Raw genomic sequence first — 14062 nt, 5'->3', positions numbered from 1 at the left:
AGTACTGTCACTATTCGTCAGGCGAGGAGGACCAACACGCGATGGGCGCCAATCACGCTCACGGCCCGGCCGCGCCCCTGTCGCGGCGCACCCTCATGGCCGGGCTGGCGGTTCTGGTGCCGCTGGCGATCGTCACGCTGGCGGCGCTGATCTGGCTGTGGCCGCAAGGCGGCCAGGCCGCGGCCCCGGCGGAGACCGGCAGCCAGAGAATCGGCGGCACCGTCACCGCCGTCACGCTCACGCCCTGCACGGCCGTGAGCGAAGGCGCCCCCCGGCCCGACCCCGCCACGTGCGGCAAGGCCACCGTCAAGGTCGGCGACGGGCCCGACGCCGGCAAGGACGTCGAGCTCCGCCTGCCCAGCGGGCCCGGGGCGCAGCGCTTCGCCGCCGGCGACGCGGTGATCCTGCTGCGCGCCCCCGACGGCGGCTACCAGCTCTCCGACCACGACCGGGGCACGCCGCTGCTGCTGTTCGGGCTGGCGTTCGCGCTGGCGGTGATCGCCTTCGGCCGCTGGCGCGGGGTGACTGCGCTGGCGGGGCTGGCGGTGACGTTCGTGCTGCTGCTGACGTTCGTCATCCCCGGCATCATCGAGGGCAAGCCGCCCATCCTGGTCGCCGTCGTCGGCGCGGCGGCGATCATGCTGACCGTGCTCTACCTCACGCACGGCTTCTCGCCGTCCACCACGACGGCCGTGCTCGGCACGCTCGCCGCGCTGGCGCTCACCGCCGGGCTGTCGTCCGCGGCGCTGGGGTTCGCCCAGCTCAACGGCGCCACCGACGACGTCGCCGTCACCGTCGGCATGAGCCTGCCCATCGACACGCGGGGCCTGCTGCTGGCCGGGATCATCATCGGCGCGCTCGGCGTGCTCGACGACGTCACCGTCACCCAGGCGGTCACGGTGACCGAGCTGGCGCAGGCCAACCCCTCCTACGGCTTCGTACGCCTCTACCGGGCCGCCTCCCGGGTGGGGCGGGCGCACATCGCCTCGGTCATCAACACGATCATCCTGGCGTACGCGGGTGCGTCGCTGCCGCTGCTGCTGCTGTTCAGCATCGGCTCCCAGCCGCTGGGCGAGGTGCTGACCACGCCGGTGGTCGCCCAGGAGATCGTCCGCAGCATCGCGGGCACGCTCGGCCTCATCTCGGCCGTGCCCGTCACGACGGCGCTGGCCGCCTTCGCCGCCTCCCGCCGCACCCGCTCCGCGCCCGAGCAGGCGGAGCCGGCCGAGGACGAGCCCGGAGACTTCTTCAGCCGCCGCGACGACGCCGACGACGACGACTTCTTCAGCCGGGTGGGCGGCGACGGGCACGTGGCCGCGCAGGGCGAAGCCGAGCGCCGTGAGTCGCCGGTGCCGGAGGGCGGCTTCTTCACCCCGGCCCCGCAGCGTCCCGGCGGCCCGTCCGCGCTGCGCCCCGACCCGCACCCGGCCTACCCGTCGTCGGGCGCGAACGACGCCCACGCCCACGCCCAGCCGCCCGCCGAACGCCGCGCGTCCCGCCACCGCCGCCGCGCCTGACCGGCGCGAGAGGCCGGGTCAGCAGGGGCCGGGTCAGCAGGGGCCGGGTCAGTACGCCTCGGCGCTGCCGTCCACCCGCAGCTTGCGCCGGGCCCGTTCGTAGAAGGTGGTGCCGACCCGCACCACCTTGGCGGCCCCCGGCCACGCGCTGACCGTGACCGAGTCGCCGGGGCACAGGTGGCCGACGACCGCGCCGTCCACCTCGACCGCGAGCCGGCCGCTGCTGGGCAGCACCTCCAGCGTCACCTCCTCGTCCGCGGGCAGCACCAGCGCCCGGTTGAACGACGAGTGCGCCGCCGCGGGCACCACCAGCACCGCCTCCACCCGCGGCGAGACGATCGGCCCGCCCGCCGAGAAGCTGTAGGCGGTGGACCCGGTGGTGGTCGCCACGATCACCGCGTCGGCGGAGAACCGGACGAAGTCGCTGCCCGACAGGGTGACCGCCACGCCCGCGAGCCCTTCGCCGGGGATGCGGACGAGCGCGATGTCGTTGAAGGCGGTCACGTGCGTGTCCCCCACCCGGCTCCTGATCGCCATCCGCGGCTCGACCGTGTAGCGGTGCCCGTCGATGGCCGACAGGGTGTCCGCCAGCTCGTCGACGTCGATCTCCGCGAGGAACCCGAGCCGCCCGAGGTTGACCCCCAGGATCGGTGTCGGCCGCCCGGCCAGCAGCCGCATGGTGCGCAGCATCGTCCCGTCGCCGCCGAGCCCCACCAGCAGGTCGGACCGCTCGACCAGCGCGTCGGCGTCCACCGCGACCGCGCTGCAGTCGATCCGCCCGACCTCCTCCGGCAGGCCGAGCACAGTGGCGTCCTTGGCCCCCGCCCAGCGCAGGATGGTGTCGATCGCCTTCTTCGAGTCGCGCTCCGGATGCAACACCAGCCCGACCGTCCCGACCATGCCCATACGCCCAGCCTATGCGGTGCCTCTCCTCCGCTACGGTCGAGGGCATGCGGCTTCATGTGGGATGCGCGATGTGGACGCACGCGAAGTGGCCGGGGCGGTTCCTGCCGCCCCACCTGCCGGCGGGGGAGCGGCTGGGCGCGTACGCGACCTGGTGCAACGCGGTGGAGGGCAACACGACCTTCTACGCCACCCCGTCGCGCGACACCGTGGAGTCGTGGGCGCGGCAGACGCCGCCGGACTTCCGGTTCGTGGTGAAGTTTCCCAAACCGGTCACGCACGAGCGGCGGCTGGTGGACGCCGACGAGCCGGTGCGGGCGTTCCTGGACGCGATGGAGCCGATCGCGTCGCGTACGCACGCGCTCTGGGTGCAGGTGCCCGGCTCGTTCGGGCCCGGCGACCTGGGGGCGCTGGCGGCGTTCCTGCGCCGGGTGCCCAGCACCTATCGGTGCGCCGTCGAGGTGCGGCACCCGGCGTTCTTCGCCGACGCCCGCGCCGAGCGGTCCCTGGAGCGGGTGCTGGACGCGGCCGGGGCCGAGTGGGTGCCGTTCGACACCACCGTGCTGTTCGCCGCGCCGCCGACCAGCGACGCCGAGCGCGACGCGTGGACCAAGAAGCCCCGCGTGCCGCGCAGGACCCGCGCGCTGACCGGGCATCCGATCGTCCGCTACCTCGGCCGCGACGCCACCGAGCGCACGGTGGAGGGCTGGCGGCCGTGGCTGGACACCGTCACGGCGTGGCTGCGCGAGGGCCGCTCGCCGACCGTGTTCGTGCACACCCCCGACAACGCCGACGCCCTTGAGCTCGCCCGGCGCTTCCACGACGAGGTACGGGCCCGCCTGCCCGAGCTGGAGCCGCTGCCCGAGCCGATGCCGCTGCCCGCCGAGGACGAGCCCCTGACCCTCTTCTGAGCCGGCGCCCGGCGGGGGACACGCGGCGGACCGGTGTGATCGGGCCGCGGCCCATGATCGCGTAACCTTTCCAGGCATGACGGCCGACTCGCTGGCGCGACGGGTGACGGACCTGCTGGCGCCCCAGGTGCTGGTGATCCTCATGCCGCCGCTCGTCGGCCTCATCGCGCAGGGCTGGAGCGGGGCCGCGTGGGGCCTGGTGGCCTCGGCGCTGTGCGGCGGCGTACCGGCGGCGGTGATCGCGGCCGGGGTGCGGTCGGGACGGCTCGACTCCCACCACATCGTGGACCGCGCGCGGCGGGCCGGGCCGCTCATGGCGGCCGCGGCGGCGGTGCTCGTGGCGCTGCTGCTGCTCATCCTGCTGGGCGCGCCGCTGCTGCTCGTGGCCACCGTGACCGCGATGCTGGTCGCGCTGGCGGTGACCGTGCCGATCACGCTGCGGTGGAAGATCTCCTTCCACGCCGCCGTGTCGGCGGGGACGGTCGTCGTGCTGGCGTACGTGCTGCCGTCCGCGCCGACGCTGCTCGCCGGAGCGGCGGTGGTGGCGCTGATCTGCTGGGCGCGGGTGCGGCTGTCGCACCACACGTGGCCGCAGGTGGCGGCGGGCACGGCGGTCGGCGCGCTGACGACCTGGGCCACTTTGACCGCCTTCGGGCTCTGAACGCCGGAATAGGCGGGCCCGCGGCGGGGTTGCCGCGTTCATGGATACCGCAGCTCGCGGCCGGGTGCGCGTCGAGCGCACGGCCAAGCGTGTCAGGGCCTACCTGGGTGGCCGGGCGGTGGCCGACACCACCGCCGCCCTCCTCGTGTGGGAGGTCCCGTACTATCCGACCTACTACTTCCCGCTCGCCGACGTCGACGAGTCGGCGCTGAAGGCGACCGGCGCCACGAAGCACTCGCCGTCGCGCGGCGAGGGCGTCGTGCACACCGTGACGAGCGGCGCCGCCGAGGCGCCCGACGCGGCGCTCACCTTCCCGGACTCGCCGCTGGAGGAGATCCGCGGGCACGTCAGGTTCGAGTGGGACGCGATGGACGCCTGGTTCGAGGAGGACGAGGAGGTCTACGTCCACGCGCGCGACCCGTACACGCGGGTGGACATCCTGCCCACCTCCCGGCATGTACGGGTGGAGGTGGACGGCGTGACCGTGGCGGACTCGCGCGGCGCCCGCGTCCTGTTCGAGACCGGGCTGCCCGCGCGCTACTACCTGCCGAAGACGGACGTCCGGCTCGACCTGCTGGAGCACACCGACACCGTGACCCGCTGCCCCTACAAGGGGACGGCCGAATACTGGTCCGTCAACGGGCAGAAGGACCTGGCCTGGTCCTACCGAACGCCGCTGCCGGAGAGCGAGCGGATCGCCGGGCTGATCGCGTTCTACAACGAGAAGCTCGACATCTACGTGGACGGCGAGCTCCAGGAGCGGCCGAGGACGAAGTTCTCCTAAGCGGCGGGCCGCCACTCGGGGTCGCGGCCGAGGTAGCGCAGCAGCGCGGCCACGTCGTCGTCGCCCTGCTCGGGGGCCAGGGCGGCGGCGTACGCGCCCCACGCGCGCAGCGGCTCGACGATCTCGCGGGCCACCCGCATGAGCGGCCGGGCCAGACCGGGCGTGAGCGGCGAGGGCGCGCCGGCCGCCACCGCGATGTCCCAGGCGTGCACGGCGGCGTCGAGCGCGCACGCGGCCATGCCGGACCAGGCCGTCATGCGGTGCGGCGGGACCGGGGTGGGCACCTCGGCGGCGTCGTGATCGACGGCCGCCCAGGCGGCGGCCGAGCGGGTCAGCGCCGCCTCCAGGAACGCCACCGGGTCCTGCTCCGGCTTGCCGGAGGGGGAGAACGGGTCGAAGTCCGGGCCGGGCTCGCCGGTGAGCGCGGCGGCGAACCCGAGCTGGTCGCCCGCCGCGTGCTGCAGGACGGCGGTGACGTTCCAGCCGGTGCAAGGCGTGGGGAGGTCCCAGCCGCCGGCGGGGACGCCGGCGACCGCCGTGCGGAGCGCCTCGTGTGCCTCGTCCAGAACGTCCCAACCGCTGGTGATGCCGCTCATGTGTGAGTCCCCTTTCGTGGTGACTCCACTCTATCAGAACGGAATGCTTTGTTCCACTATTGGATCGGGTCGGCCTGCCAGGAGCCGGGTGAGAACGCGGACGCCGAACTCCAGTCCCTCCACTGGCACCCGCTCGTCCTTGCCGTGGAACATGCCGAAGTAGTCCAGGTCGGGCCGGAGCATGAGCGGGGCGAAGCCGTAGCCCTTGATGCCGATCCTGGCGAACGACTTGGCGTCCGTCCCGCCCGCCATCACGTACGGCACCGGCCGCGCGAGCGGATCCTCCGCCGTCAGTGCCCCGGCCAGCTCGTCGAAGAACGCCGACGGGTACGGCGCGTCCGGCGCGTCCTCCAGGTTGACGAACTCGCGGGTCACCTTCGCCCCGAGCAGCTCGTCGATCGTCTCCAGGAACTCCTCGCGCTGCCCCGGCAGGTACCGCCCGTCCACGTGCGCCTCCGCCGTCGAGGGGACGACGTTCACCTTGTAGCCGGCGTCCAGCATGGTCGGGTTGGCCGAGTTGCGGATCTGGCTCTTGAACAGGCCGCCGAGCGGGCCGAGCCGGGCCGCCTCCTCGTCCAGCCGGTCCAGGTCCACGGGCCGGCCGGTGATCTCCCCGAGCTCCTTCAGCAGCGCCGCCACCGACGGCGTCAGCCGTACCGGCCAGCGGTGGGAGGCGACGCGGGACAGGGCGTGGACCAGCGTGGCGACCGGGTTGTCCACCGGCGGGCGCGAGCCGTGCCCGGCCACGCCGTGCGCGGTCAGCTTCATCCAGGCGGTGCCGCGCTCGCCCACCGCGATCGGGTACACCCGGTGCCCGCCGGAGGCCACGCTGAACCCGCCGGACTCGCTGATCGCCTCGCTCACCCCGTCGAACAGCTCGCGGTGCTCGGTGACCGCGTGCCGCGAGCCGTGGTCGCCGGTCGCCTCTTCGTCGGCCAGGAACGCGAGCACCAGGTCCCGCCTGGGGCGCTCGCCGCGCGCCGCCATGCCGAGCACGGCCGCCAGGGTCATCGCGCACGAGCCCTTCATGTCGACCGCGCCGCGCCCGTACACGCAGCCGTCCACGATCTCGCCCGAGAACGGGTGCATCCGCCACTCGGCCGGGTCGGCCGGCACCACGTCCAGGTGGCCATGGACGAGCAGCGCGTCCGGCGAGTCGCCGGCGATCCGCGCGACGACCGTGGTCCGCTTCGGCGCCGCCTCGAACACGACCGGCTCCAGGCCGGCGTCGGCCAGCAGGGTGGCGGTGTACTCGGCCGCGGGGCGTTCCCCGGATCCCGGATTGGTGGTGTCGAACCTGATCAGATCCGAGCAGATCTCGGCGACGCTCTTCACACTCGTCCCTTCAGGGTCAGCGGCGGCACCTCGGGCGTCTCCATGCCGAAGATCAGCCCGTAGAAGGCCAGCTCGGCCTCCAGCGTCGCGACGATGGTCTCCTCCCTGCGCCAGCCGTGCTGCTCGCCGGGGAAGGTCAGCAGGGCCCACTCCTTGCCGTGCCGGTCCAGCTCGGCGGTGAAGCGCTCGGCCTGGCTCACGTCCACGATGGCGTCCTCCAGACCGTGCAGCATCAGGCACGGGCCCGAGGCGCGGGCGGCGTTGAGCAGCGGCGAGCGTTCGGTGTAGCGCTGCCGGGTCTCCGGCAGCGGGCCCACCAGGCCGTCCAGGTAGCGGGACTCGAAGTCGTGCGTCTCGGCCGCCCAGCTCTCCGGGTCGGTGATCGCGTAGTGGGCGACGCCGCCCGCGAACACGTCGCTGTGCACCAGAGCGGCGACCGTCGTCCAGCCGCCCGCGCTGCCGCCGCGGATCGCCAGCCTGGCGGCGTCGGCGCGGCCCAGCTCGACCAGGCCGCGGGCGACCCTGGCGCAGTCCTGCACGTCCACCACGCCCCACTGGTGGCGCAGCCGCTCCCGGTAGGCGCGGCCGTAGCCGGTCGAGCCGCCGTAGTTGACGACGGCGACGCCGATGCCGCGGCTGGTGAAGTAGGCGATCTCCAGGTCGAGCACGATCGGCATGTGGCCGGTGGGCCCGCCGTGCACGAAGATCACGTACGGGGCCGGCCCCGCGGGCGCCTCGGACGGCGGGTAGAGGTGCGCGTGCACGCCCTCGACCGTCACCGCCTCCGGGGCGGGCAGCAGCGCCCGGTCCGGCAGCGGCTTGGGCGCCGAGACGACCTCGGGCGCGCCGCCGTCCAGATCGAGCAGCACGACCTCCATCGGCGTGTACGGCGTCGCCGCCACGCCGGCCACCCGCCCGTCCGCCACCGACACGGTCGAGGCCCAGTACGTCGCCTCCCCGCCGATCTCGCGCAGCTCGCCGCTCCCCGGGTCGAGCACGCCGAGCCTGCGGCGGTCGGCCGTGCCGTACAGGGCCGCCAGCCGGCCGTCCGCCGCCACGGCGAAGAACGACATGCCCGGCTTCCACGTGGCCGCGCCGAACTCCGACTCCATCGGGGTGAGGTTGACCGAGGGGGAGCCGTCGAGGGGCACGAGGTGGATGTTCCACCAGCCGGTGGGGTCGGTCACCGCGTACAGGCTCGCCCCGTCGCGCCACTCCGCCTGGGCGACCGACTCGCTCGGGCCGCCCGCCACCACGCGGTGCGCGCCCGCCGTGCCGTCCGCGCCGAGCGGGGCCACGCACAGCTCGGTGCCGTCCCACGGCATGTTCGGGTGGTCCCAGCCGATCCAGCAGACGTGCCGGCCGTCCGGCGACAGGCGGGGGTTCATGAGGAAGTGCTGGGCCTTCGCGACCACCCGGACCTCGCCGCCCGCCAGCGGCACCGCCACCAGGTCGCGGACGTCGTCCACCTCGCGCACCGCCCACACCTCGTCGCGGCCCGGCGGCAGGTACAGGTCGGCGTACCTGGCGGGGCCCTCCGGGGTGAGCGGGACCGGCTCGGCCCCGCCGTCGCGGCGGTAGAGGCGCTGGTCGGCCCAGTTCGTGAAGACCAGGCCGCCGCCGGGCAGCGGGCGCCAGGAGCGGCCGCCGTACTCGACCACCCGGTTGCGGGCGTTCCAGCCGGGCGGCAGCGCGTCCGTACGCGTGCCGTCCGGCAAGCTGCGCACCACGCACCGGCGGCCGCCCTCATGGGGACGCGGCTCGTCCCACCACACCTCGACGCCGGCGGGCGTGGCCACCGCCTCCACCCACTGGGGGCCGCCGTCGGTACGGGCCACGTCGATCGGTCGAATGCTCATCAACTCACCAATTGCCATCACTACTGTAGGGAAGGGACTGCTCGGGCGGGTGCAGCACGTACGCGATGCCGCCGCTGCCCGAGCCCCGCAGCCACACGTTCTCGAACGCGGCCCGCGGATACACCCGCCGCACCTCGCCGTCGGGCGCGGCCGGGTCGTTCACGATCACGTCGCCGGCCGCGGTGAAGCCGGTCACGACGTGGATGTGGCCGTTCGTGGAGTAGCCGGAGCCGGGCAGCTCGTGCGCCTTGAACGACTGCGACGTGACCACCGGGATCCCGGCCCTGACGAACAGCTCCAGCTCCGCCGCCGAGCGCAGCCGCGTCACGAACCCGGCCAGCCCGTAACGGCCCGCGTAGGCCACGTTGAACGGCCAGTTTCCGGTGCCCTGGTAGCTCTCGTCGTAGGCGCCCATGGCCGCGTGGTCCACGGACGGGGCCGCGTCGCCGGCGCCCACCCAGGCCAGCTCGTCCGGGCCCGGGCCGCGTCCCCAGTAGCCGAGCACCATGGCCACCGACGCGGGGCCGCACCAGTTCGCGCCGCCGCCGTCGAAGCGCGGATGGTGGCCGGCGTGCGCGTGCTGCCAGTGCCGGGGCACGGCCAGCTCCACCGGCTCGGCGGCGAGCGGCGCGCTCGGCGTGACCGGCCGGCGCGGCACGGCCGAGGCCATCACGCCCAGCCCGGTCACCCGCGCGGGCCCGTGCCGGACGATCCGCACCTGGTAGGCGGTCACCGGCCGCCGTGCCACGAACGTGTCCACCGCCACGTCGCCGTCCTCGTCGCCCTGGCCGGGCACCGACGTGCGGGGAGCGCCCTGCTCGGACCAGCGGCCCATCACGTACCACTTGGTGAGGGCGCCCGACGGGACCCTGGCCCGGAGCGCGACCTCGATCCACGCGCCCGGCGGGGTGCGCGCGGTCCACGAGGGGACGAGCTGGGTGGCAGGGAAGCCGATCTCGCGTTCCTCGCCGGTCCACACGTCGCTCGCTGGCATGCCCGTCGCTGGGGGCACGGCGAAGCGGGCGAAGGAGACGCGGGCGAGGTCGACGGTGAGCACCAGGCACATTGTGGTTTCGTCCACGGATGCCGCACATCGGATGGTTTACGTACCGGCCTGGGCGGGGCCGTTTCCCGGCGGCGGAATTGTGTCGGTGTTGATCTCTAATGTGCGGGCCATGACTCAAGCCGTACAGGCCTACTCCTACGCGGGCCACTCCACCCTGACCGACGGCAGGCTCGGCCTCTCCACCTCCGGCGGCACCGCGCTGTCCGGCCCGCAGGCGCACCCCCGCTTCTTCAGCGGCCTGCTCACCCACGCCGCCCCGGCCGCCGCCGGGCTGCTGGCCGTCGCCGACGTCGCGCTCGCCCGCTACCACCAGCCCCGGCCCGGCTGGACCCGCGACCCGGTGGTGACCTGCGACGGCGACCGGCTCAGGTTCGAGTCGTTCTCCGCCTGCGGCGGCGTCTACGCCCGCCTCGACGTGCTGGAGCTCGACGGCGACGTCCTCGACCGCGGCACCACCAACGTCGACGTCAACGGCCCGCTGCGCGAATCCCTCGCCAGGGTCGGCGGTCGCGACCCGCTCCACCTCGGCGTCGGGCCCGAGGAGCTGACCGTCACCACCCTCGACGGCGCCGTCGTGGAGAAGAAGGTGCCGCTGCCCGAGCGGTGGCTGCGCGGCTTCGCCGAGGTGCAGGTGATCGCCGCCGGGTTCGACCTGCGGGCCGAGCTGGCGGGGCCGCAGGCGGTCCGCTTCCTGCGGTCCCTGCCGCGCGGCGCCCGCTCCACCGTCTGGGCCGTCCCGTCCGGGCGCGACCTGCGCCTGTCCTCCGGGCCCGCGCGCGGCGGCGTCTGCCTGTCCGGCACCGGGCGCGTCGCCACCCTCCTGCCGCTGCTGCGCTTCGCCAAGAAACTCCGCGTGTACGGCCCCGCCGACGGCTCCTCCACCGCCGGCGTCTGGGAGCTGGAGCTGCCCGGCATGCGCTACACGCTCGCCGTCTCGCCCGAGCCGTGGCGCGGCTTCTCCGGCGAGGGCGCCGTCCTGTCCGACCTCGCCACCGACGAGGCCGCCGGCGACGCCGACCTGGTCGGCATGCTGCTCAACTTCGAGCCGACCGTCGAGCTCGGCCTGCTCGCCGACCGCTCCGGCCTGCCCGCCGAACGCGTCCGCGCCGCCCTCACCCAGCTCGGCGTCGCCGGGCGCGTCGGCTACGACCTGCACGAGGCCGCCCACTTCCACCGCGAGCTGCCGTACGACCGCGACCAGGTCGCCCAGCTCAACCCCCGCCTCACCTCCGCCCGCCGGCTGGTCGCCTCCGGCGCGGTGCGCCTCATGGGCGACACGGCCGAGGTCACCACCGACGGCGGCGTACGCCGGGTGCGCATCGAGTCGGGCGAGTGCACCTGCACCTGGTGGTGGGACCACCGCGGGTCGCGCGGGCCCTGCAAGCACGTCCTCGCCGCCCGCATCGCCGCCCGCCCCGCCACCCCGCCCACCACCCTGCCCGAGCCGACCCCGTCCGAGGCCACCCCATGACCCCCACCCACTCCCCACCCACCCGGCCCCCGGCCCCCTCTTCCCCTGGGGACCTTGCCCGGGTGGGTGGGGAGGCGGATGGGCCTGAAGAGGCTCCTGATCCTTCTTTTCCTGGGGGGCTTGCTCGGGCGGGTGGGGAGGTGGATGGGCCTGAAGAGGCCCTTGCTCCGGGTCCCGTCCCTGGGCTCCCCACCCCAAGCTCCTCCTTCCCTGGGGGGCTTGGCCAGGGAGGGGTGTGGGAGGGGGCGGTGGTGGCGATCGACAGCGGGGATCCGGGGCTGGTCGCCGAGTACGTCCTGAGCCTGGACGCGGAGGGACGCAAGGCGGTGGCCGCCGCACTGCCGGGCCACCTTTCCGTCGTACGGGGCATCGCCGTCCCTGGCCAGCCGAGCGACGAGACCTGGATCGACCCCATGCGCGTCGCCGGCGCGGGCACCATCTCCGGGGCCGCCGCCACCGTCGCCTGGCTCAACCGCCGCGACTTCCAGGACCGCCGCCACGAGGCCCCCGACGCCACACCCGTCCTGGTACGCGTCCTGTCGGCCCGCCCGCCCGCCTGGCAGGCCGACTTCGCCACCCGTGCCGCGCTCAGGCTCCCCGGCCGCACCCGTGGCAGCTACCGGCGCTCCGGCGACGCGGGCGCCCTGGCGCTGGCCATGCTGCGCCACACCGGCGTCACCCCGCCCGAGCACGACCCCCTCGTGGTCGAGTGGGCGGCCCGTCCGCCCACCGCCGACCGGCTCCGCCGCGACCCGCTGCTCGGCCACCTCCTGCCCCGGCTGTTCGAGGCGGAGGGCGTCGGCAGGGCGCTGCGCGACGAACGCGGCGACCGTTCCGCCTCCGATGGCTGGCTCGCCGCGCTCACGACACTGGCGAGCGAGGGCGGCATCGACCGAGACCTGCTGCTCGACGGCTGCGTACGCCGGTTCCTGCGCGGTGGCCCCGTGGCCGGCCTGCGCTTCTTCGCCCGCCTGCACGAGCGGCTGGAGCCCACGTACGACGAGGTGCGCGAGCGCGCCCCCGCCTACCTGCGCCTGCTGCCCGCCGCGCCGGGCTCGGTCGCCGACCTGGCGCTGCGGCACCTGCGGCGGCTCGCCGAGCTGGGCCCGGAGGACGTGGGGGAGGCGGTGCGGGCACTGCTGCCCCGTCCGGAACGCAAGCTGGTGACGGCCGGGCTCGTCTGGCTCGACGAGTACGCGCGCGACCGGCACGCCGGGCTGGACACGTTCGCGCCCGCGCTGGCGGACGCCTTCCGCTGCCCGTCGGCCGACGTGCAAGGGCGGGCGGTGCGGCTCGCGGTCACGCACGCCAGGCAGTTCGGGCCCGGGGGCGTCGCGGCCGTACGGGCCGGAGCCAGGGTGCTGCCCCGGGACCTCGCGGAGACCCTGGCGGCGGCGTTCGGCGGCGAGGCGCACGCGGGGGTGCGGCGCGAGGACGACGGTTTCGTCCCCGTTCCGCTGCCCGCCCCTCGGCTCCTCGCGCCGCTGCCGCCCGCGCCCCGAACCGCCGCCGACCTCGCGGAGCTCCCCCAGCGGGACGACTGGCAGGCCATGGAGCGGTGGCTGGCAGGCGTCGTACGGCTCCACGGCGAGGACCCGGGCGGCCTCGCGGCGGCCCTGGCCGGACGCGCCGCCAGGAGGACGGGAACCGGCGGCCCCCGCCACGGGATCGAGGCGTGCTCAGAGGCGATCGTCGCCCTCGTCGCGGACGGGTCCATGGACCGGCTCGTGCACCGGCCCGTGGACAAGCCTGCGGGCGAGTCCATGGATCGGCTTGCGGGCGGGCCCGCCGATCGGCCTGCGGGCGGGCCCGAGGAGTGGCTCGTGCACCGGTCGGAAGGTCTTTTGCGGGGGCCTTCCGACGAATCCCCGGACGGGGGCGCGGGCCCACTCGCCGGGGGTCCTCGTTTGCCCGCGCCCCACCTGTTCCTGCTGAGCCGCTGGGCCGAGGTCCGTGACGGGCTGCGTGAGGGGACGCTGCCGCCGTTCCTGCTGGCCGAGCCCACCGAGCCGACCGGCCACCTCGATCCCGCCGCGCTGGTCACCCGGCTGGAGTCGTACGAGCGCGCGGGCCTCCAGGCCATGCCCGCCGACCTGCAGCAGGCGCTGCTCCGGTTGCCCCGCGCCGTACCGCCCGAGGTGGTGGGCCGGGCCCGCGCGCTCACCTCCCCGGCAGGGCGCGCGGCGGTCAACTGGATGGACGGAGGCCGCCCGACACCGCTGACCACGATCGACTGGCCGGACGACGGGCTGGGCGCTCTCGTGCCGCGCGTCCAGGCCCCCGCCACCGGGCTGCCGCTGATCGATCTGCTGTTCGCCGGCCCCGAGCCGCATCCGGACGAGGAGCACGGCGGCTGCCTGTCGTGGTGGCCGTACGTCATGCCGTCGGATCGGGAGGTGGTCGCGCAGCACTACCTGCCCCACCTGCGCCCGGCCAGGACGCCCGCTCGCGGGGACGTCGGGCCGGGCGAGGCGCTGGCGCTCGCGGCGACCGGCGGGCCGCCGGGGGAGGGCGTCGCCCTCGTGCTCGCCCACGTCGTCGCCGAGAGGGTCCGGGGCGGCGCTCCGGAACGGCGGGCCGCGCCGGTGGTGGAGCTGGCGGCGCGTGGCGAGCTGGACGGGGCCGGGCTCGGGCGGCAGCTCGGCCGGCTGCTGCGCCGGGGCTGGTGCAAACCGGGTCCGGCGCTGGAGACGCTGGAGGCCGCGGCGGCGCTCGGCGCGTACCGGCAGGTGTGGGAGGTCGTGACCGGGTTGCTGGAGACGTTCCTGCCGGGGCCGGAGGAGCGGCCGGCCGCGCGGCACGCGCAGGTGCTCGCCTTCGCCCTGCGCGCGGCGCGGTGGGCCGGGGCGCGCGGAGCGGTGCCGCGCGTCGCGGAGGCCGCCGCGCGCCGGGCGTCGAACAACTTCGTACGCGAGGCGCGGCGGCTCCACACCTATCTGACGTGAGCCGGTGTGCCGGA

At 75.1% G+C, this 14062-nt stretch carries 11 protein-coding genes; 6 read left to right on the top strand and 5 right to left on the bottom strand.

What is annotated here, in order from left to right; all coding sequences use genetic code 11:
• The first annotated feature begins 41 nt into the window (after positions 1-41).
• Positions 42-1517: a YibE/F family protein gene (locus SMD20_RS12435; protein WP_329579405.1), complete on the top strand. Its 1476-nt coding sequence runs from the start codon at positions 42-44 to the stop codon at positions 1515-1517.
• A gap of 48 nt (positions 1518-1565) precedes the next feature.
• Here the strand turns inward: SMD20_RS12435 and SMD20_RS12430 are convergent, their stop codons facing one another.
• On the bottom strand, positions 1566-2423 hold the full coding sequence (locus SMD20_RS12430; RefSeq protein WP_329579402.1) for an NAD(+)/NADH kinase: 858 nt from the start codon (positions 2421-2423) through the stop codon (positions 1566-1568).
• A 44-nt stretch (positions 2424-2467) separates the two neighbouring features.
• Between SMD20_RS12430 and SMD20_RS12425 the strand changes: the two genes are divergently transcribed.
• The 3 genes from SMD20_RS12425 to SMD20_RS12415 all read left to right on the top strand — a co-directional run bounded on the left by SMD20_RS12425 (position 2468) and on the right by SMD20_RS12415 (position 4776).
• Complete coding sequence (locus SMD20_RS12425; RefSeq protein WP_329579399.1) at positions 2468-3331, top strand: DUF72 domain-containing protein; 864 nt, start codon at positions 2468-2470, stop codon at positions 3329-3331.
• A 76-nt stretch (positions 3332-3407) separates the two neighbouring features.
• Positions 3408-3992 carry a hypothetical protein gene (locus SMD20_RS12420; protein WP_329579396.1) on the top strand — a complete coding sequence of 195 codons (585 nt, stop codon included), beginning with the start codon at positions 3408-3410 and terminating at the stop codon, positions 3990-3992.
• A gap of 40 nt (positions 3993-4032) precedes the next feature.
• Entirely contained in the window at positions 4033-4776 is a 744-nt protein-coding gene (locus SMD20_RS12415) for a DUF427 domain-containing protein (protein WP_329579393.1), read from the top strand.
• Here SMD20_RS12415 and SMD20_RS12410 read toward each other — a convergent pair.
• From SMD20_RS12410 to SMD20_RS12395, 4 genes are read right to left on the bottom strand one after another with little or no spacing between them, the layout of a single operon-like run.
• Positions 4773-5372 (bottom strand): TIGR03086 family metal-binding protein, encoded by a 600-nt coding sequence (locus SMD20_RS12410; RefSeq protein WP_329579390.1) that lies wholly within the window; start codon positions 5370-5372, stop codon positions 4773-4775. The genes SMD20_RS12415 and SMD20_RS12410 overlap by 4 nt on opposite strands.
• Positions 5373-5405: 33 nt before the next feature.
• Entirely contained in the window at positions 5406-6707 is a 1302-nt protein-coding gene (locus SMD20_RS12405) for a M20/M25/M40 family metallo-hydrolase (RefSeq protein ID WP_329579387.1), read from the bottom strand.
• Positions 6704-8566 carry a prolyl oligopeptidase family serine peptidase gene (locus SMD20_RS12400; protein ID WP_329579384.1) on the bottom strand — a complete coding sequence of 621 codons (1863 nt, stop codon included), beginning with the start codon at positions 8564-8566 and terminating at the stop codon, positions 6704-6706. The genes SMD20_RS12405 and SMD20_RS12400 overlap by 4 nt, the downstream gene beginning before the upstream one ends.
• A 4-nt stretch (positions 8567-8570) precedes the next feature.
• Positions 8571-9647 carry a C39 family peptidase gene (locus SMD20_RS12395; RefSeq protein ID WP_329579381.1) on the bottom strand — a complete coding sequence of 359 codons (1077 nt, stop codon included), beginning with the start codon at positions 9645-9647 and terminating at the stop codon, positions 8571-8573.
• A gap of 94 nt (positions 9648-9741) precedes the next feature.
• Between SMD20_RS12395 and SMD20_RS12390 the strand changes: the two genes are divergently transcribed.
• Together SMD20_RS12390 and SMD20_RS12385 are read left to right on the top strand one after the other, a co-directional pair.
• Positions 9742-11103, top strand: coding sequence for an SWIM zinc finger family protein (locus SMD20_RS12390; RefSeq protein WP_329579378.1), 1362 nt, complete (start codon positions 9742-9744; stop codon positions 11101-11103).
• 251 nt (positions 11104-11354) lie between these two features.
• Positions 11355-14048 (top strand): DUF6493 family protein, encoded by a 2694-nt coding sequence (locus tag SMD20_RS12385; protein ID WP_329579374.1) that lies wholly within the window; start codon positions 11355-11357, stop codon positions 14046-14048.
• Positions 14049-14062 lie beyond the last annotated feature (14 nt).

This window comes from Nonomuraea sp. LP-02 (genome assembly GCF_036289125.1).
Classification (GTDB): domain Bacteria; phylum Actinomycetota; class Actinomycetes; order Streptosporangiales; family Streptosporangiaceae; genus Nonomuraea; species Nonomuraea bangladeshensis.
Note: the sequence above shows the minus strand (reverse complement) of the source record. Positions and strands in the feature narration are given on the sequence as shown.

What these genes read in the sequence shown, in the direction of transcription:
- SMD20_RS12400 (WP_329579384.1), bottom strand. Translation starts at nt 8,566, where the DNA reads ATGAGCATTCGACCGATCGACGTGGCCCGTACCGACGGCGGCCCCCAG.
- SMD20_RS12435 (WP_329579405.1), top strand. Translation starts at nt 42, where the DNA reads ATGGGCGCCAATCACGCTCACGGCCCGGCCGCGCCCCTGTCGCGGCGC.
- SMD20_RS12390 (WP_329579378.1), top strand. Translation starts at nt 9,742, where the DNA reads ATGACTCAAGCCGTACAGGCCTACTCCTACGCGGGCCACTCCACCCTG.
- SMD20_RS12430 (WP_329579402.1), bottom strand. Translation starts at nt 2,423, where the DNA reads ATGGGCATGGTCGGGACGGTCGGGCTGGTGTTGCATCCGGAGCGCGAC.
- SMD20_RS12420 (WP_329579396.1), top strand. Translation starts at nt 3,408, where the DNA reads ATGACGGCCGACTCGCTGGCGCGACGGGTGACGGACCTGCTGGCGCCC.
- SMD20_RS12410 (WP_329579390.1), bottom strand. Translation starts at nt 5,372, where the DNA reads ATGAGCGGCATCACCAGCGGTTGGGACGTTCTGGACGAGGCACACGAG.
- SMD20_RS12425 (WP_329579399.1), top strand. Translation starts at nt 2,468, where the DNA reads ATGCGGCTTCATGTGGGATGCGCGATGTGGACGCACGCGAAGTGGCCG.
- SMD20_RS12415 (WP_329579393.1), top strand. Translation starts at nt 4,033, where the DNA reads ATGGATACCGCAGCTCGCGGCCGGGTGCGCGTCGAGCGCACGGCCAAG.